Origin of the sequence: Candidatus Palauibacter sp. (assembly GCF_965213655.1) — a bacterium.
GTDB lineage: Bacteria > Gemmatimonadota > Gemmatimonadetes > Palauibacterales > Palauibacteraceae > Palauibacter.
Genome location: NZ_CBDBZT010000003.1, coordinates 971,103 through 988,713 on the forward strand (window position 1 = coordinate 971,103; position 17,611 = coordinate 988,713).

Here is a 17,611-nt window from a genome sequence, read left to right on the forward strand (position 1 = left end):
TCAAGGGTCGGGATCTCCCGGCTCGGCGTCGCCGAAGGGGACTCTGGCGGACCAGCCATCGCGTGCGAGTTCCGCCCCCGGGAAGACGGTGCGCGCCTCCTCGAGCAGTTGCCCCGGCCGCTCGGCGTAGCGGGCGCTGACGTGCGTGAGAACGAGCCTCCGCACGCCCGCCTCGCGCGCGATCCGAGCCGCGCCCGCAGCCGTGGAGTGGCCCGTTTCCCGCGCCCGAACCGATTCGTGCTCCGTGAACGTCGCCTCGTGCACGAGAAGGTCCGCGCCGCGCGAGATGCGAACGGTCTCGCGGGAGGGGCACGTGTCGCCCGTGTACACAACCTTCCTTCCCGCCCGCGGAGGACCCACGAGTTCTGCAGGGTCGACGCGACGGCCGTCCTCGAGATCCACGTTCTCCCCGCGGTGGAGCCGGCCGAAAAGCGGGCCTTCCGGAACCCCCAGTGCGAGGGCCGCCGCAACATCGAACCTCCCCGGGCGAGCGTCCTCGATGAGCGCGTATCCGAGCGAGCGCCGGGTATGCTCGGTCGCGAACGCCTCAACCCGAAAACCTTCCCCTTCGACTGCCTCGCCTGCCTGCAGTTCGTGCACCGACGCGTCAAACGCCAGACGATCCCCTCCCAGATCCCGGAGTGCCCGGAGCGTCTCGCCCGCGCCGGGCGGCGCCCAGATCCGGAGCGGCTGCTCGCGCCCCTGCAGGCTCATCGTGCGGAGCAGGCCCGCCAACCCGAGGTAGTGGTCGGAGTGGAGGTGCGTGATGAGGATATCGTCGAGGGAAAAGCCGACCCCGTACCGCATCATCTGCCGTTGCGTCCCCTCGCCGCAGTCGAGGAGAAACAACCGCCCCTCGCGCTTCAGGGCGAGCGACGAAACGTTCCGCGACACGGTCGGCCGCGAGGAAGCCGTTCCGAGAAACGTCAGTCGGAGGATGGCGCGACTCCTTCGGGCACGCCGACGCGCGCGATCAGATCCTCGTCCGTCATCCGTGAGAGCGTGGCGCCGTTCCACTCCACCACAGGGCCGTCGGCGCTGATGCAGCGCAGCCGAACGCCCACCGTACCGGCCGCGACACCTCCCTCGGCCCAGACCGGTCCCACGCTCTGGGCGAGCCAGATCGCCCCGCTTCCGTCGACGACCCGGCGCTCAGTGCGGGTGAGCCCGCGTCCGGCCTCCCACAACGCGCGGAACGCTTCATCGTCGAGATCCGGGAGAACAAGTCCCGCGGGAAGCACCGCTCTGCGGTCCTCCATCCGCGAGTCGTCACACACGAAGTAGCCGAGACCCAGGCCCGACGGCGCCCGGCCGGCGTCATACAACGTCCACACCGCCCCCTCCATCCGGCCCGACCGCTGCGGACGCGCGCCCCCGGCCGTCATGCCGACGCCTCGCCGTACACGCCGAGGGTCACGGTTTCGCCGCGCGGAGCCGCTCGCTCGCGGCTCACCAACGCTTCGCCCGCCGCCTGCTCGATCTCCGTCTCGACTTCCCGCTCCACCGCCTCGAGCCTGCGCAGGTTACGGGTTCGCAGGTCACCCTCCCCGGAGACCCCGAGGTCGATCCCCGCCAGGTACTCCTCATAGAGTCCGATCGGGTCGCGCCGCCCCCAGTGTTGGAAGAGCTCGGGAGAAAACGTGGCCCGGGCCTCGCGCACGTCGTGCGTCGCGTGACCTCCCATGCGGAAGGTGCGTGCCTCGATGAGCTGCGGACCTTCGCCCCGCCGACAGCGCTCGGCGGCCACGCGCGTCGCCGCATAGACCTCGAGCACATGGTTCCCGTCGACCGACTCGGAGGGGGTGCCGTACGCCGCGCCCCAGTCCGAAAAGTCGGGCCGCACGTGGTGCTGCTCCAGCCGCGTCCCCAACGCCACCTGGTTGTTCTGGATGATGAAGACGATGGGCAGCCGGAGTGAGGCCGCGAAGGCAAACGCCTCGTGCGCCTCGCCGTGTTTCGTCGCGCCGTCCCCCACCCAGGTCAGCGCCACCCGCGGTTCTCCGCGGATCCGGAAGGCGAGGGCGAACCCATTCATGACGGTCGACAGCGTCGCGACCATGCTGATGGGCGGACACACGCCGTAGCGCAGGTCTCCCAGGTGCAGGTCCCGTCCCCCCGCGGGAGCGTCCGCCGTCCCGAGGTAGGTGCGGAACACCTCCGCCATCGGCATGCCCATCTCGTGGTTCGCACCCTGGTTGCGGATCATGGGGCCCACGATATCGCCCTCGGAGCCGCGGCGGTCGAGCGCGTTCACCGCTCCCACCGTCACGGCTTCCTCGCCCGTGCCGAGCCAGGCCTTCGAGATCACGCCCTGCTTCACCCACCTGGTGAGCGCGATGTCACTGAGGCGGAAACGGACGAGTCCCCGATACAGCGCGAGGTACGCCTCGGGAGGCAGCGTGGCGATTTCCCGTTCGCGGGCGGCGTCCTCCCGGATGCGCGCGCGGTACTCCTCGAGGAGTTCGGGGTCCGGCTGCCAGGAAACGTACTCAGGGGGGTCGTAGGCCGAGTATCGACGCATCGTCCAGGTCCTCGTGGTCCGGCAGGCCGGAAAGCGGCCCGTCGCGCGGCACATCCTAAGCCTTCGCCCCGGGACGCGCGAACCGATAATCTACCTCCCTGTCGTCGACCCGCGCCCGCGCCCGCGGCGGCGAGACACGGGTGGGACACGACGCGACGAGGACGCCGCTGCATGCGACCGAGGTACACCATGAACCCAGGTAACGGGCTGCCGGCTTCAGTCTGCGGCAGCCGCGCCGAGGCCGAGGGCCTCGCATGAAGCCCTGTCGCCGCTGCAAGTGCAGCGTGCCGGACGCGACACGGACGTGTCCGCACTGCCGCGCGACGCAGCGGCGCGGCGACCGCACGCCGCAGATGGTGCTCGGCTTCGTCGCAGTCGCCGCTGCCGCGCTGGCGGCGCTGGGCTCCTGTCCGAGTCTCGCCGGGCAGCCGTTGGGCGAGTCGCGGCCGACGGAGCCCCCGACGATTGCGCGCCTCCGTTACGATGGAGGGGGCGACTGGTACGCCAATCCCTCGAGCCTCGACAACCTCCTCGAACAGATTGAACTGCGGACCGGCATTCCCGTGGCCGACCGGCCCGAGGAGGTGGGGGCGGCGGATCCCGACCTCGCCGACCATCCGTACCTGTACGCGACGGGACACGGCAACATGTCCTTCAGCGCGCTCGAGATCGAACGCCTGCGCGCCTACCTGTACGGGGGCGGCTTTCTGCACGTGGACGACAACTACGGGCTGGACGAATCGTTTCGCCGGGAGGTCGCCCGCCTCTTCCCGGACTTCCCCCTCGCCGAGGTGCCGCTCGAACACAGCGTCTACCGGATCTTCTACGAGCTGCCGGACGGCCTGCCCAAGATCCACGAGCACGACGGGAATCCCGCACAGGGATTCGGGATCTTCCTCGATGGCCGGCTCGCCGTCTTCTACAGCTTCGAGTCGGACCTCGGCGACGGCTGGGAGGACGAGGGGGTGCACGGAGACGCGCCGGACGTGCGCGAGGCGGCCATGCGGATGGGCGTGAACCTCTTCCTCTACGCGCTCTCCGCGACCCCGGCCCGCTGACAGCCGGCCGGGACGCGGGACCGATACAACGCTAGGCGCCGAACTTTCCGAAGATCGCCAGCAGACCGACGATGATGGCCGTGGCGATGAAGATCCCCCACGCGAAGATGGCCGTCAGGACCGGGCCGTCGGACTTCAGGTGCATGAAGAACATCGCGACCAGCGCGAACTTCGCCGCCATCATCACGAGCAGGATCGCGACGAGCACGGGCGCGAGCGCTTCGATGTAGAACACCATCACCTCGAGCGCCGTCAGGGCGGCGAGGATCGCCGCGACGGCGACGTAGAGGCGCGTACTCGGGTGCGATTCGGCGGAGTGGCGGCTCACGTGTGCCTCACACCAGCAGGTAGATGAGGGTGAAGAGGATAATCCACACGGCGTCCACGAAGTGCCAGTAGAGGCCGGCGATTTCCACCGTCTCCGCCTGGCGGGCGTCGAGCTTGCCGTTCGCCGCCCGCACGAAGAGCGTGCTCAGCCAGACCACGCCCCCCGCGACGTGGGCTCCGTGCGTCCCCGTAAGGACGAAGAAGGTCGACGAGAACAGGTTCCTCGACAACGGCAGGCCCTCGTGCACGAAGTGGCTGAACTCGTAGTACTGCCCGCCGAGGAATATGAGGCCGAACAGCGCCGTCAGGGCCAGCCACAGCTTCGTCGCCCGCAGGTCGTTCCTCTGCACCGCCGCCAGCGCTAGCACCATCATGAGGCTGCTCATCAGGAGCACGAAGGTCGTGACCGTGATGAACGGGATGTTGAGCAGATCGTGTGGATAGGGCGGCACGAGATTCCGGCCGCGGTAGATCATGTACGTCGCGATCAGCGTGCCGAAGAGCATGCACTCGGAGCCGATGAAGGTCCACATCGCGAGCTTGCGGTTCGGGATCCCCGTCGACGTCGGCCCCTCCATCAGTGCGACTCCTGGCCGAACGGAGGCTCGAAGGCCCACGCGAAGAGTCCGACCGCGGTGACGAGCAGGCCGAAGAGGGTGAGCCCCAGCGATCCGAGGCCGCCGACCGTCATGAGAAGCATCCCCACGGCGAGCACGAGCGGCCAGTACGACGGATTCGGCATCACCACCGGCTCCGGAGGCTCGTCCGGCTGCTGGCGCGGCACGACACCCCCGGGTTCATCGCCCACCACGCGGGACTCGGGCTCCACGTAGGGATGCCAGAGAGGATCCCGCCGGTCGACCTCGGGGATCACGGCGAAATTGTAGTGCGGCGGCGGCGAGGCCGTCGTCCATTCGAGGGTCGACGCGTCCCACGGGTTGTGGCCCGCCGGCTCTCCACGGCGCCAGGTCCGCCACAGATTCCAGACCATCGGCACGAAGGAGAGCGTGAAGATGAACGCGCCGATCGTCGAGATCAGGTTGAAGACATCCAGCCCCAGCCCCTCCGCATACGTGTAAGTGCGCCTCGGCATCCCGAGAAGCCCCGCGAAGTGCATCGGAAAGAAGGTCACGTTCAGCGCGATGAAGGCGAGCCAGAAGTGGGCCTTCCCCAGCCCCTCGTGCAGCATCCGCCCCGTCGCCTTGGGGAACCAGTGGTAGAAGCCGCAGAAGAGGCCGAAGACCGTGCCCCCGATGAGAACGTAGTGGAAGTGCGCCACGACGAAGTACGTATCCGTCTGCTGCAGGTCGGCCGGCGGCGAACTGTGCATGACGCCGCTGAGCCCGCCGATCGTGAACGTCGCCACGAGCCCGACGGCGAACAGCATCGCGGTTCTGAAGCGCAGACGCCCTCCCCACATCGTCGCGATCCAGTTGAAGATCTTGATCCCGGTGGGGATCGCGATGAGCATCGTCGCCCCGCCGAAGACCGCGTTGACGACAGGCCCGAGCCCGACCGAGAACATGTGGTGGACCCAGACGCCGAATCCGAGGAAGGCGATGAGCACGCCCGAGAAGACGACGACCGGATACCCGAACAGGATCTTCCTCGAGAACGTCGGGATCACATCGGAGACGATACCGAAGGCCGGCAGGATGAGGATGTAGACCTCCGGGTGTCCGAACACCCAGAACAGGTGCTGCCAGAGCACCGGGTCGGCGCCCGCCGCCGCGTCGAAGAAGTGCGTCCCGAAGCGGCGGTCGAAGAGCATGAAGATCAGGCCGACCGTGAAGGGCGGGAAGGCGAGTAGAATGAGCGCGGAGACGATGAGCGCCATCCAGGTGAAGAGCGGCATCCGCATGAACGTCAGCCCCGGCGCCCTCATGTTGAGGATCGTGACGAGGAAGTTCAGCCCGCCCGCGATGGACCCGACGCCGGAGATCAGGAGCGCGAGGACGTAGAAGTCGATCCCCAGCCCCGGAGAGTACTCGGCGTTCGTCAGAGGCATGTACGCGAACCAGCCTCCGTCCGGCATCATTCGCAGAGGGACGCTCGCGTACAGGAAGAGGCCGCCGAAGAGGAAGACCCAGAACGAAAAGGCGTTCAGACGCGGGAAGGCGACGTCGCGGGCCCCGATCTGGAGCGGCACGACGAAGTTGAAGAATGCCACGACGAGCGGCATGCCGGCGAAGAACACCATCGTCGTGCCGTGCATCGTGAAGAGCTGGTTGTACAGGTCCGGGTCGAGGAAGGTGCGCTCCGGGGCGGCGAGCTGAAGCCGGATGAGCTGTCCCTCGACGCCGGCGATGAGCAGGAAGGCGAAGCCGACCACGAAGTACATGATCGCGATCCGCTTGTGATCGACGGTCGTCAGCCAGCTCCAGACCCCGGTGGAATGCGCGTCGGTCATCGCCATGCCGCTACCGGAGCGAGCCCAGGTAGGCGACGAGCTGCCGGATCTGCGCATCGCTGAGCCTGACTTCCGGCATCGGATTCCCGGGCTTCACGTGCTGCGTGGAATCCAGCCAGCGCGCGAGGTTCCCGGGCGTATTCTCGAGGACGCCGGAGGCGATCGTGAGCCGGCTGGCGAAGTGCGTGAGATCCGGGCCGAACTGTCCGGCCGCCTGCGTGCCCCGAATCGCGTGGCAGCTCACGCAAGCGTTCGCCATGAAAACGCCCTGCCCCGCCCGTGCCTCCGCCGCGGCGGGCGTGGAGGCCGGCGCCCGATTCGCTTGGGCCCAGCGCTCGAAGTCCTCGGGTTCATCCACGATCACTCGCATGCCCATGAGGGCGTGCGCGGTGCCGCAGAATTCGGCGCATTGTCCGTGGAAGACGCCGACGGAATCCGGCCGGAACCAGAGCTGGTTTTCGGTGCCGGGCACGAGGTCGCGCTTTCCGGCCAGACGCGGCACCCAGAACGAGTGCATGACGTCCGCCGAGCGCAGCCGCAGATCGACCGTGCGGCCGAGCGGCACGTGGGCTTCGTTCGCCGTCACGATCCCGAGTTCCGGATAGCGAAACTCCCACCACCACTGCTTGCCGATGACCTCGACGACCAGCGCATCCGGATCCGGGGTGGACCGGTCGATGATGAAGATGGCCCGGATCGTCGGGATTGCGATGGCCACCAGGATGAGCGCCGGGGCCAGCGTCCAGCCGATTTCGAGCAAGAGGTGGCCGTGGACCTGCTCTGGTCGCGTATCGCCGGGTCGCTCGCGGAACCGGACGAACACATAGACGAGGATCCCCGCCACCACGACGAACACTCCGACCGCCCACCAGAAGATCTGGTCGAAGAGCTGGTCGAGGAGCGTGGCCGAGTCTGACGAGGGGTGCAGGGCCGACTGCGGATAGTCGCCTCCGCAGCCCTGGCTGACGAGCACCCCCAGAATAAGCACGAGCGCTGCGATCGCGCGTCGTCTCAAGGGCGTATCTATATGTGTTTCGAGGAAAGCTCTATTCAGATGGGCCCCGCGCACGGAGCCCGCCCGACTCTAGCCGGGGACGGAGGGCGGGTCAAGGTGGCCCGCCCTCCGGGCCCTCAGCGGGCGTGCGGTACGTCCCCGACCGGCGTCACACGGCCGCCGTACAGTTCTCCGACCCACTCCCCGTAACCGTTGAAGGGAAGCGTCGGAACCCGCTGTCCCGTACCTACGATTTCCTCCTGCGCCTGGGACCAGCGTGGGTGCGCCACGTCCGGGTCCACGTTGGAATAGAAACCGTACTCGGACGGCTGCAGGTCGTTCCAGAAGGTCGTCGGCACCTCGTCGGTGATGTCGATGCGCACGATGCTCTTCGGGCTCTTGTACCCGTACTTCCAGGGCAGATGGATGCGAACCGGCGCGCCGTTCTGCTTCTGGAGCGGATGACCGTACATGCCCGTCACGACGAAAGAGAGTTCGTTCATCGCCTCGTCCATGCGTAGCCCTTCATAGTACGGCCACTTGTACCAGCTCTGCGTCTTCTGTCCGAAGGCCTGCTCGGGCCGGTTGAAGGTCACGAAGCCGACATAGCGGGCGTTGTTCTGCGGCTGCACCCGCTCCAGGAGCCTTGCCAGCGGGAACCCGATCCACGGGACGACGACGGACCACCGTTCCACGCAGCGGTGCCGGTAGATGCGCTCCTCGAGCGGAAACGCGCGTTCCAGTTCGACGAGATCGTAGACCCCCGGATTGTCGACGAGGCCCGTGACCTCCAGCTCCCACGGGCGAGCCTCGAACGGACCGACGTTGCGCCACACGCCGTCCTTGTCGGTGCCGAATTCGTAGAAATTGTTGTACGTGGCCACGATCTCCTCCGGCGACACCTCCTTGTGGCGGTCGCCGGGCGTGAAGCGCGGATCGTTCACGGCCGCGGGATAGAGATCCGCGGTCGGAGTGTCCGGGATGTTGTCGAGCGGGCCGCGCTGCTGGGTCGCGGCGCCGCCGGGTCGGCATGCGAGCGAGGCGGCGGCGAAGACCGCCCCCCCGCCCATTCGGGCCACGAACTGCCGCCTGTCGAGGTACACCGACTCCGGCGTGGCTTCGCTCTCCCTGAGCCGCCAGCCGGGCGGAATATGAATGTTCGCCATGGGGATTCTCCCTTGCCGTTCGGCCCCCGGCCTCCGCCGGGCGCCTGCCGCGTCATCTGCGGCGTTACCTGCTCAAGTATAACCGCTCCGGCACGGCGTGTTTCGCAACCCTTCGCCCGACGCGGCGCTGCGTCAGTGGCGGAAGAGTCGACGTCCGGTGAACACCATCGCCATGCCATGCTCGTTCGCGGCCTCGACGACCTCCGCATCGCGCTTCGATCCGCCGGGCTGCGCGATCGCCGTCACTCCCGCAGCCGCGGCGGCATCGATGCCGTCCCGGAAGGGGAAGAACGCATCCGAGCCGAGGACGGCGCCCGCCACGTCGAATCCCTGAGCCCGGGCCTTGCGGATCGAGATATCAACCGAGTCGACGCGGCTCATCTGCCCCGCCCCGATGCCGATCGACGCACCGTCTCGCGCAAGCAGGATCGCGTTCGATTTCACGCTCTGCACCGCGGACCAGGCGAACGCGAGGTCGTCCCACTCCGTGTCGCTCGGAACCCGCGCCGTCGGGACTTCGGCCTCCCGATCCACGTCCCGCGCCGGCCGCGGAGCCGCCTGCAGCAGAACCCCGCCGCGCACGCCGCGCACTTCGATCCCCTCCCACAGATGGCCGCCCGCGTCCAGCGCCGCCCCCGCCTCGGGCTTCAGAATCCGAATGTTCTTCTTCTCCCGCAGAAGGCTGAGCGCCTCCTCCGAATAGCCGGGCGCCACGACGCACTCCACGAAGTTATGCGAAAGGGCGTCGGCGACGGCTTCCGCCAGCGGATCCGTGAAGGCGATGACCGAACCGAACGCCGATACGGGATCGCACGCGAGCGCCTTCTCGTAGGCCTCCAGCGGGGATGCGCCCACGGCAAGACCGCACGGCGTCGAGTGCTTGAGGATCGCGCAGGCGGCGCGCCCCCCGGACACGAAGGGCGCGATCGCGGTCAGGGCGCCGTCCACGTCCAGCAGATTGTTGAATGAAAGTTCCCGGCCGTGGAGCTGTGCGAGCGCCGGAATCCCCCGCGGCGGACCGGACCCGTCGCGGAAGAAGGCGGCACTCTGGTCCGGATTCTCCCCGTAGCGGAGCGACTGCACGCGGACGAGCGAGGCGACGGCCTCCCCCGCCGGCAGCTCGGGGGAATCCGCCGCCCCATCCGGCCGGGCCAGGTAACCGGTGATCGCCGCGTCATAGGCCGCGGTGTGGCCAAACACCTTGGCCGCCAGCTCCCGTCTCAGCGCCCGCGTATCCGGCGCGTCTCCCGCGTCGAGGGCCTTGAGCACGCGCCCGTAGTCGGACGGATCGCACACCGGCCACACGGAGGGATGGTTCTTGGCCGATGCCCGCAACATCGTCGGCCCCCCGATGTCGATCTTCTCCAGCGCCTCCCCGAGCGGTACGTCTCCGCGTGCGACGGTCTCGCGGAAGGGGTACAGGTTCACGGCCACGAGGTCGATGGTGGACATGCCGTGTGCGGCGAGCTGGTCCAGGTCCTCCGCCTTCTCGCGCCGAGCCAGGATGCCGCCGTGCACCCTCGGGTGCAGCGTCTTCACGCGCCCCCCCAACATCTCAGGGTGGCCGGTCAGGTCGCTCACGCCTCGGACCTCCAGTCCCGCCGCGCGCAGCGCTCGCATCGTCCCGCCTGTCGACACGATCTCCCAGTCGCGCGCGATCAACCCCGCGCAGAAATCCTCGATGCCCGTCTTGTCCGAAACGCTCACGAGCGCAATCGGCATCCCCACTCATCCTTCCCGGTTGGTGAATGTCTCTGTCTCGAACCACTCGCGACCCCAACGGACGCGACCGTCCGCCTCAAGACGGACCGCCCCCGCCGCCAGGGCTTCCACGGCCGCCGGGAGAATCCGGTGCTCCACCTTCAGCACGCGGGCGGCCACGGACTCCGCAGTATCGCCCGCGAGCACGGGCACGGGCCACTGGCACAGGATCGGACCGCGGTCGTACGCCTCGTCGACGAAGTGGACGGTCGCGCCGGTGATCCGCGCGCCGGAGTCGACGACCGCGCGGTGCACGCGGCCCCCGTACATCCCCTGTCCTCCGAACGAAGGCAGCAGCGCGGGATGGATGTTGAGGATCCGTCCCCACCGGGCCCGTACAAGGGTCGCGGGCAGCAGCTTCATGTAGCCGGCCAGCACCACAATGTCGCTTCGCCATTCGTCCAGGGTGTGGCCGAGGAACTCTGCCGCCTCCTCACTGCTCGACGTCGCCGGCGTGACGGCCGACGCCACGCCCGCCCGGCGCGCCCGGTCGAGGACGCCGGCCCCTTCCCGGCTGGCGATCACGCCGGCGATCTCGCGGCCGGGGTCGTCCGGGCGCTGGAAGCGGTCGACGAGCGCCTGGAAGTTGGAGCCGCCGCCGGAGGCGAGGACCGCGATTCGTACGGGGTCAGTCATCGGCCAGACGCTCGAGCGCCGAGGTGAGGACCTCGGCGGCCACGGCCGTCTCTTCGCCGGGCAGGGTCCGCACATCGACGATGAACGCCGCACGCTCGATGCGGCCGATGAGCGGGAGAGGACCCGCTCGGCATTCCGCTGCGAGCCGCTCGACGTCGATCCCGGTCACGGCCCATCCGGCCGAGGGAATCGCAAACCCGGGGAAGGCGCCCCCCCCGACCACGGCCTCCGTCTGGATCACGTCCAGGCGCACCGCGCTTCCCGGTGGGGCTTCAGGGCCTGCCGCCGCGGCGCGTGCTTCGACCGCGTCCACCGGCTCGCGCAGCATCCGCAGCGCCGGAACACTCCGGACGGCGAGGTCGGGGTCGCGGTAGAGCATCAACGTGGCCTCGAGGGCGGCAAGCGTCGTCTTGTCCACGCGAAACGCCCGCAGCAGCGGATTCCGGCGCAAGCGCCCAATGAGCCCCTTATCGCCCGCGATGATCCCGGCCTGCGGCCCCCCGAGGAGCTTGTCGCCGCTCCAGGTCGCGAGATCAACGCCCGCGGCCAGCGACCCCCGCGCGGTGGGCCCCTCCGGGAATCCGGGCAGGAGACCGGGATCGAGCAGTCCAGAGCCGATGTCGTGCGCGAACGGGATCCCGCGCTCGCGCGCGAGGGCCACCAGGGCCTCGAGCGGGGGGCGGGCCGAGAAGCCCTCGACGCGGTAGTTCGACGGATGGACGCGAAGAATGAGACCGGTCGATTCGTCGACGGCCACCTCATAGTCGGAGATTCTCGTCCGGTTCGTCGTCCCGACTTCACGCAACCGGCCACCGCTCCGCGCGACGACATCGGGGATCCTGAACGTGCCTCCGATTTCGACCAGCTCGCCGCGCGACACGAGTACGTCGCGACCGCGCGCCAGTTCGTTCACCACGAGCGCCACCGCTGCGGCGTTGTTGTTCGCGACGATGGCCGCTTCGGCCCCCGTCAGCTCGCATACGATCTCGCCGCAGTGGTCGTACCGCGAGCCACGACGGCCCGTCGCGAGGGAGAGTTCCACGTTCCCGTATCCGGCGGCCTCCCCCTGCGCCCGGCTCGCCGTCTCGGCAAGCGGTGCCCGGCCGAGGTTCGTGTGGAGCACGACGCCCGTTCCGTTGAGCGCCCGCCGCAGCGAAAGCCGGGATCGCCCCTCCAGATCGCGTTCCGCGGCCTCGAGGAGAGCGGCCGGACCCGGCCGCTCGGGGCCGACGTCCGCGCGGGCGCGGTCCAGGATCCGGCGGAGCGACGCCTTCACGGTTTCGCGGCCGTAACGGTCGATCCAGACGACGATGTCGGGTTCCCTGAGGAGTGAGTCCATCGACGGGATCCGGCGGCGCGGGTCCGTCATTCTCGTCGCTTCCTCGCCCGGAACGGGGAGGACCGCAGCCTTCCGGACGCGACCGGGCCACGTCGCCCGACGGTGTCCGGGGGCGCCCCCAGCGTGTCCGGCGGGACTGCGAGCGTATCCGGCGGCGCTCCCACCGTGTCCGGCGGTATCCCGAGCGTGTCCGGGAGAGCCTCCAGCGTGTCGAGGGGAAGTCCCGGCGCGTCCTGTGCGGGCGGCAGGGAGTCCTGCGCTACCTCCAGGGAATCCCCCGCGACGGCAGCCGAGTCCGTGAGGGCAGCCGGGTCCGCCGCCGCGGCCGAGTCATCGACGGCAGTCGAATCCTCCACCACGGCCGAGTCAGCGGCCGCCGGGGAGTCGGCGGCAGGGGGCTCCGGCTCGGCCACGAATGACGTATCACCACCTCCCACGAGGCGGCGCAGGTTCACCACTCCCGTAACCGAGACCCGGTACGTCCCGGAGTCCAGAACGGCCCCGAGCCGCACCGTGATGAACCGCGACGGAAGAATGGGATCTTCTTGCGCGACGGAATCGGCGGCAGCGTTGTCCGCCGAATCCGGGCTCGCGGCCACCGCCACGGAGTCCCCGGCAGCCGCGGAGTCGGCGACAGCCGCAGTGTCGCTCACCGCCGCGGAATCCGCGGCCGCGGCGGAGTCCGCCAGGGCGGCAGAGTCGGACGGAAACATGACCGCGTCGGCCGAACCGATGAGGCTGGCCACGATCTCGAGAACTTCGTCTGTAGCGGAGTCCCGGATCGTGATGGCCGGTTCCTCCGGTTGAGGATTGAGGAGGTAGTCATCGAACTCGAGTTGCACGGTCTCGCTTCCCACGACGAGCGCACGAGCCAGCAGGGGAGGCGTCGTATCCGAAGCCACGAGAACGAGCCGCAACTCGGTCATCGTATCCGGCGAAGCCGCCACGGACGCGCTGTCATAAGATTCGAGTTCGCGATCCGGAATCATGTTGCGATTGCGGTCGACGAACCCGAAGGCCTCGTACTCGCCGGACGGCAGACCGCGCGCCACGAACCTCCCGACACTGTCCGAGATTGCGCCGTAGGGGATGGAATCCGGTTCCGCCCAGAAGATGACCCGCGCTTGCTCGAGCGGCTGCCCCGTCAGTGCGTCGATCACCTCACCTTCGACCCGCGCCTCCAAGATCCCCGGCCCAGTGGAAAAACAGAACTCGGCCCGGCCTTCCATCTCGTTGCGCAAGAGGTCGTTGATCCCATCGGTCGGAATCGTGAAGCAGTACATGACGCTGTCGCGCCACCCGTCCTCCGGCCGGAGACGCAGGTCCGCGAACCCCACCTCCGACTCGTACGTCTCCATCGGGCTGACGAACATCTGCCTCGCAATCCCGTTCGGTATCCGTACGGGCTCGCTGAACCGGACTTCGAGCGCGCCGTCGAAGCCGACGACGGTCGAATCCGGCGCGGGACTGATGCGGACGATGGACGGAGGGATTTCATCGGGCCGCGCGCCCGGCGGAGGCATCTCCCTCGCACACGCCAGCGTGATGAGGATCGCCATGATCCCGGCCAGGAGCCTCCCGTCGGCGACGAAGCCCACGAATCGCCCGACGTCTCCTGGACCCCGCCCGGATGCACCGGGCCCGGCGCGCGTCAGACCCCCTCCTCCAGCGATCGGAGTTTCTCCTCGAGGCGAGCCCGCTGTTCTCCCAGCGACGTCACTTTCTCGCGCTCCCGTGCGATGACCTCCTCGGGCGCGTTACCGAGGAAGCCCGCGTTCTCGAGCTTTCCGCGGCTGCGTGCGAGCAGGCCCTCCGTTCGTTCCATCTCCTTGCGGATGCGCCCGCGTTCCGTGTCGAGGTCAATGACACCTGCGAGCGGGAGGAAAAGTTCCCCGCCCGAGCGGAGCACGGCGTGGGCCCCCGCTCTGTCGCCGGACGCCGCCGTAGTCGTGACCCCCGCAACCCGCTCGATCCCCGACAGCCCCGCAAGGCGCGCGATGCTGGCCTCCTCCTCGGCGAGGGCGAACGACAGAGCCGGCGACGCGTCCATCAGCCGCACCGGCACCCGGGCCCCCGGCTGCACACCGTATTCCGCACGCAGCGCGCGGACCGCCCCGACAAACTCCTGAAGCGCCTCGATCGCCGCGTCCGCCTCGGGATCGATCCACGCCTTCGGACAGGTCGGCCACGGTCCCGTGACGAGCGAACCCGCGGCATCCCGATCCGGTAGCTTCGCGGCGATCGCCTCCGTGACGAAGGGCATGATCGGATGGAGGAGCGACAACCAGCCGCGCATCACAGCCGTCAGCGTACGTCCCGCCTCCCCGGCCGGCTCGCCGCCCCCGGTCAGCCGACGCTTTGCCAACTCCAGATACCAGTCGCAGAAATCTCCCCACACGAACGAGTGGGCGGTCTCGGCCGCCTCATGGAGGCGGAAGTGCTCGTAGGACGCATCCATCTCCTGCGCTACCCGCGCGAGCCGGCTCCGGATCCACCGGTCGGCGAGCGCCGTCGGTTCCGGGGCATCCCCCGCGGACTCCGGGCGCGCGTGCGGCAGCGCGAACCGCGCGGCGTTCCACATCTTATTGGCGAAGTTGCGACCCGGCCGGAAGGCGGCCTCCAGATTCTCGTGGTCGAGCTGGATGTCGGTTCCGAGCGGAGACCCTCGAACCAGCGTGAAGCGCATGGCATCAGCGCCATACAAATCAACGACCTCCAGAGGATCTATCCCGTTCCCGAGAGATTTCGACATGCGCCGGCCGAGCTGATCCCGGACGGTCCCGTTGAGCAGGACATCGGTGAACGGCAACTCTCCCATGAACTCGAAGCCCGCCATGATCATGCGGGCCACCCAGAAGAAGAGGATCTCGGGCGCCGTCACGAGCGTCGCCGTGGGATAGAATGACCGCAGATCCTCCGTCCGTTCCGGCCAGCCCAGGGTCGAGAAGGGCCACAACCACGAACTGAACCAGGTATCGAGCACATCCTCGTCCTGGCGCAGGTCACCCCCGCAGGCGGGACAATCGTCCGGGTCTTCCGTCGCGACGACGATCTCCCCGCAGTCCGACGCATCGCAGTACCAGACGGGGATCCGATGTCCCCACCACAGCTGCCGGCTGATGCACCAGTCGCGAATGTTCTCCATCCAATTGCGATACACGCGGCCGAACCGCTCCGGATGGAAGCGCAGTTTTCCGCTCTCGTAGGCCGCAAGCCCCGGTTCCGCGAGAGGCTTCATGCGCACGAACCACTGTAGGCTCAGCCGCGGCTCGACGATCGTGTCGCACCGATAGCAGCGCCCGACCGCGTGCGCGTGGTCCTCCACGCCCACGAGCCACCCTCCCGCCTCCAGGTCCGCCACGATGCGCCGGCGCGCCTCGAAGCGGTCGAGGCCGCGATAGGGCTCGGGGACAGAGTCGTTCATCGCCCCGCCGTCCGTCATCACATCGAGCGCTTCCAGCCCGTGGCGCTGCCCGATCTCGAAGTCGTTCGGATCGTGCGCGGGCGTGACCTTCACCACCCCCGACCCGAATTCCGGATCGACGTGTTCGTCCTCCACGACCGGGAGAGGCCGTCCCACCAGCGGCAACTCGGCCTCGAGGCCGACGAGGTCCCGATACCGGTCGTCCTCCGGGGACACCGCGAGACCCGTGTCGCCGAGCATCGTCTCGGGCCGCGTCGTCGCGACCTCCACATGGCCGCCGGCGGCCAGAGGGTACTTCAGTCGGTAGAGCTTGCCGTCGAGTTCCCGGTGCTCCGCTTCCTCGTTCGACAGCGCAGTGCGACAGCGGGGACACCAGTTGATGATGTAACGGCCGCGGTAGATGAGGTCCTTCTCGTACAGACGGACGAAGACCTCGCGGACCGCGTTGGAGAGGCCTTCGTCGAGCGTGAACCGGGTCCGCTCCCAGTCGCACGAACACCCGATGGTGCGCAACTGATCGATGATCCGCCCCCCGTACTCGTCGACCCACTCCCACACACGCTCGACGAACTTGTCGCGGCCGAGGTCGAAGCGGGTGAGCTCACTTCCGCGGAGTTGCCGCTCGACGACGTTCTGCGTCGCGATCCCGGCGTGATCCGTGCCCGGCACCCAGAGGGCGTCGTACCCCTGCATACGCCGTCGCCGGATCAGAACGTCCTGGAGGGTGTTGTTGAGCCCGTGCCCCATGTGCAGCGCGGCGGTGACGTTGGGTGGGGGGATGACGATCACGTACGGCCGCTCGACCTCCGCCGCCGGCATGTGGAAGAGGCCCGCCTCGACCCAGCGCTCGTACATCGGCCCTTCGAGCCCCGCTGGATCGTAGCGGGACGAGAGTTCGGTGGAAGTATGAGCGTCACCCAAGGGGCGGCTCCTGACTGACGGGTTGCGGTGTCGGGAGAAACAGCGGTGCGACGGGGAGAGCCCCCGGCGTCCGGGCTGCGGCTCAGTCTAACGGAGGCGCCGCGGGTTCGGAACCACGCGGACGGGGGACGCTACGGCGGGCCGCGGACCCGCAGCGTGTCGCTGCGCCGGCGTCGGACCTCCTCCTCTGAGCGCTCCCGCATGCGGGCCCGCGCCTCCGCGGCCGCAGCCTCCACATCGTCACGAAGGTTCTGAATCTGGATGGCCGTCAGGTCGCGGATTGCCTGCTCGTATGCGCGCCTCTGGGGCCCCGTGGGGGCGAAGCCGATGGGAATCGGGATCGTGACGTCGCCGAGATGGATCCCCCGCTCGGAGAACCCCCACCGCTTTCCGTCACGCTCGAAGGTCCAGTCGCGCGCGCGCCGGCGCATGTCGTCCTCGAGTTGCAGGCTGTCGAGCCAATCGCGCAGAATTGCCCGGACCGCGCTGTCCGCCCGGGCGAACTGGACCAGCCTCTCCCCGATGAGACGTGGGGACTGCGGGTCGAACCACAGGCGCCGATCGCTGAAGCGGAGCCGGAGCCGCGAGGCGTTGGTCTGGCCGCGCGGCCCTTCCGGGGGCGTCGGCAGACCGGTGACGATCAGGCCCGGCGCTCCCGGGAGGGGATCTCCCTCTTCCACCGCCTCCTCCTCTTCTTCTGCCTCTTCTTCCTCATCTTCGACTTCCTCCGGCTCGGGTTCGGCCTCGGGAAGCTCCTCCTCCGGCGGCGGCACCGGCTCGGGTCGTGGATCCTCCGGCGTCTCGGGCAGGATCGGCGCGATCTCGACCACGACGAGCGCGTCGGGAGCGGGCACGGTTTCGATGGGGGGGAGCGTGAAGGGGAGCGAATCGACCCGGACGCCGCCCGCCACGATCAGAAGAAGGACGTGCAGGACGACCGAGGCGAGAAGTCCAGCCGCCACGGTCCGGCGCTGAGCGCGCTCGCGTTCGCGTTTTCGCTCGGCAAACCCGTCGATTCGGGTGCGGGACACCGATCTACCCGCCAGCCAGGGTC

Annotated in this window: 15 protein-coding genes; 1 reads left to right on the forward strand and 14 read right to left on the reverse strand. The window is 68.7% G+C overall.

Annotated elements, in window-relative coordinates:
- The 3 genes from rnz to ACOOGH_RS06570 are packed head-to-tail and all read right to left on the reverse strand — an operon-like array spanning window position 1 to window position 2,521.
- A complete protein-coding gene (rnz, locus tag ACOOGH_RS06560) occupies window positions 1-939 on the reverse strand; it encodes a ribonuclease Z (protein WP_420450081.1) in 939 nt (312 codons plus the stop codon).
- A complete protein-coding gene (locus ACOOGH_RS06565) occupies window positions 927-1,385 on the reverse strand; it encodes a hypothetical protein (RefSeq protein WP_420448157.1) in 459 nt (152 codons plus the stop codon). The genes rnz and ACOOGH_RS06565 overlap by 13 nt, the downstream gene beginning before the upstream one ends.
- Complete coding sequence (locus ACOOGH_RS06570; RefSeq protein WP_420448158.1) at window positions 1,382-2,521, reverse strand: thiamine pyrophosphate-dependent dehydrogenase E1 component subunit alpha; 1,140 nt, start codon at window positions 2,519-2,521, stop codon at window positions 1,382-1,384. The genes ACOOGH_RS06565 and ACOOGH_RS06570 overlap by 4 nt, the downstream gene beginning before the upstream one ends.
- Window positions 2,522-2,775: 254 nt before the next feature.
- Between ACOOGH_RS06570 and ACOOGH_RS06575 the strand changes: the two genes are divergently transcribed.
- On the forward strand, window positions 2,776-3,579 hold the full coding sequence (locus tag ACOOGH_RS06575) for a DUF4159 domain-containing protein (protein WP_420448159.1): 804 nt from the start codon (window positions 2,776-2,778) through the stop codon (window positions 3,577-3,579).
- 31 nt (window positions 3,580-3,610) lie between these two features.
- Here ACOOGH_RS06575 and ACOOGH_RS06580 read toward each other — a convergent pair whose 3' ends face one another.
- The 11 genes from ACOOGH_RS06580 to ACOOGH_RS06630 form a co-directional block, all read right to left on the reverse strand.
- Window positions 3,611-3,907 carry a cytochrome C oxidase subunit IV family protein gene (locus ACOOGH_RS06580; protein WP_420448160.1) on the reverse strand — a complete coding sequence of 99 codons (297 nt, stop codon included), beginning with the start codon at window positions 3,905-3,907 and terminating at the stop codon, window positions 3,611-3,613.
- A gap of 7 nt (window positions 3,908-3,914) precedes the next feature.
- The gene (locus ACOOGH_RS06585; RefSeq protein ID WP_420448161.1) at window positions 3,915-4,484 is read right to left on the reverse strand and encodes a cytochrome c oxidase subunit 3; all 570 of its coding nucleotides are present in this window, start codon (window positions 4,482-4,484) and stop codon (window positions 3,915-3,917) included.
- Complete coding sequence (gene ctaD, locus ACOOGH_RS06590) at window positions 4,484-6,316, reverse strand: cytochrome c oxidase subunit I (RefSeq protein WP_420448162.1); 1,833 nt, start codon at window positions 6,314-6,316, stop codon at window positions 4,484-4,486. Before ctaD ends, ACOOGH_RS06585 begins: the two co-directional genes overlap by 1 nt.
- A 10-nt stretch (window positions 6,317-6,326) precedes the next feature.
- A complete protein-coding gene (gene coxB / locus ACOOGH_RS06595) occupies window positions 6,327-7,331 on the reverse strand; it encodes a cytochrome c oxidase subunit II (protein ID WP_420448163.1) in 1,005 nt (334 codons plus the stop codon).
- A 116-nt stretch (window positions 7,332-7,447) separates the two neighbouring features.
- Window positions 7,448-8,476: a protein-methionine-sulfoxide reductase catalytic subunit MsrP gene (msrP, locus tag ACOOGH_RS06600; protein ID WP_420448164.1), complete on the reverse strand. Its 1,029-nt coding sequence runs from the start codon at window positions 8,474-8,476 to the stop codon at window positions 7,448-7,450.
- A gap of 132 nt (window positions 8,477-8,608) precedes the next feature.
- Window positions 8,609-10,198 (reverse strand): bifunctional phosphoribosylaminoimidazolecarboxamide formyltransferase/IMP cyclohydrolase, encoded by a 1,590-nt coding sequence (gene purH, locus ACOOGH_RS06605; RefSeq protein ID WP_420448165.1) that lies wholly within the window; start codon window positions 10,196-10,198, stop codon window positions 8,609-8,611.
- Window positions 10,199-10,204: 6 nt separating this feature from the next.
- On the reverse strand, window positions 10,205-10,873 hold the full coding sequence (gene purN, locus ACOOGH_RS06610; RefSeq protein WP_420448166.1) for a phosphoribosylglycinamide formyltransferase: 669 nt from the start codon (window positions 10,871-10,873) through the stop codon (window positions 10,205-10,207).
- Complete coding sequence (gene selA, locus ACOOGH_RS06615; RefSeq protein ID WP_420448167.1) at window positions 10,866-12,242, reverse strand: L-seryl-tRNA(Sec) selenium transferase; 1,377 nt, start codon at window positions 12,240-12,242, stop codon at window positions 10,866-10,868. The genes purN and selA overlap by 8 nt, the downstream gene beginning before the upstream one ends.
- Complete coding sequence (locus ACOOGH_RS06620) at window positions 12,239-13,810, reverse strand: Ig-like domain-containing protein (protein ID WP_420448168.1); 1,572 nt, start codon at window positions 13,808-13,810, stop codon at window positions 12,239-12,241. The genes selA and ACOOGH_RS06620 overlap by 4 nt, the downstream gene beginning before the upstream one ends.
- Before the next feature lie 53 nt (window positions 13,811-13,863).
- Window positions 13,864-16,557 (reverse strand): valine--tRNA ligase, encoded by a 2,694-nt coding sequence (locus ACOOGH_RS06625; protein ID WP_420448169.1) that lies wholly within the window; start codon window positions 16,555-16,557, stop codon window positions 13,864-13,866.
- A gap of 131 nt (window positions 16,558-16,688) precedes the next feature.
- Window positions 16,689-17,588 carry a hypothetical protein gene (locus ACOOGH_RS06630; protein ID WP_420448170.1) on the reverse strand — a complete coding sequence of 300 codons (900 nt, stop codon included), beginning with the start codon at window positions 17,586-17,588 and terminating at the stop codon, window positions 16,689-16,691.
- Between the last annotated feature and the right edge of the window lie 23 nt (window positions 17,589-17,611).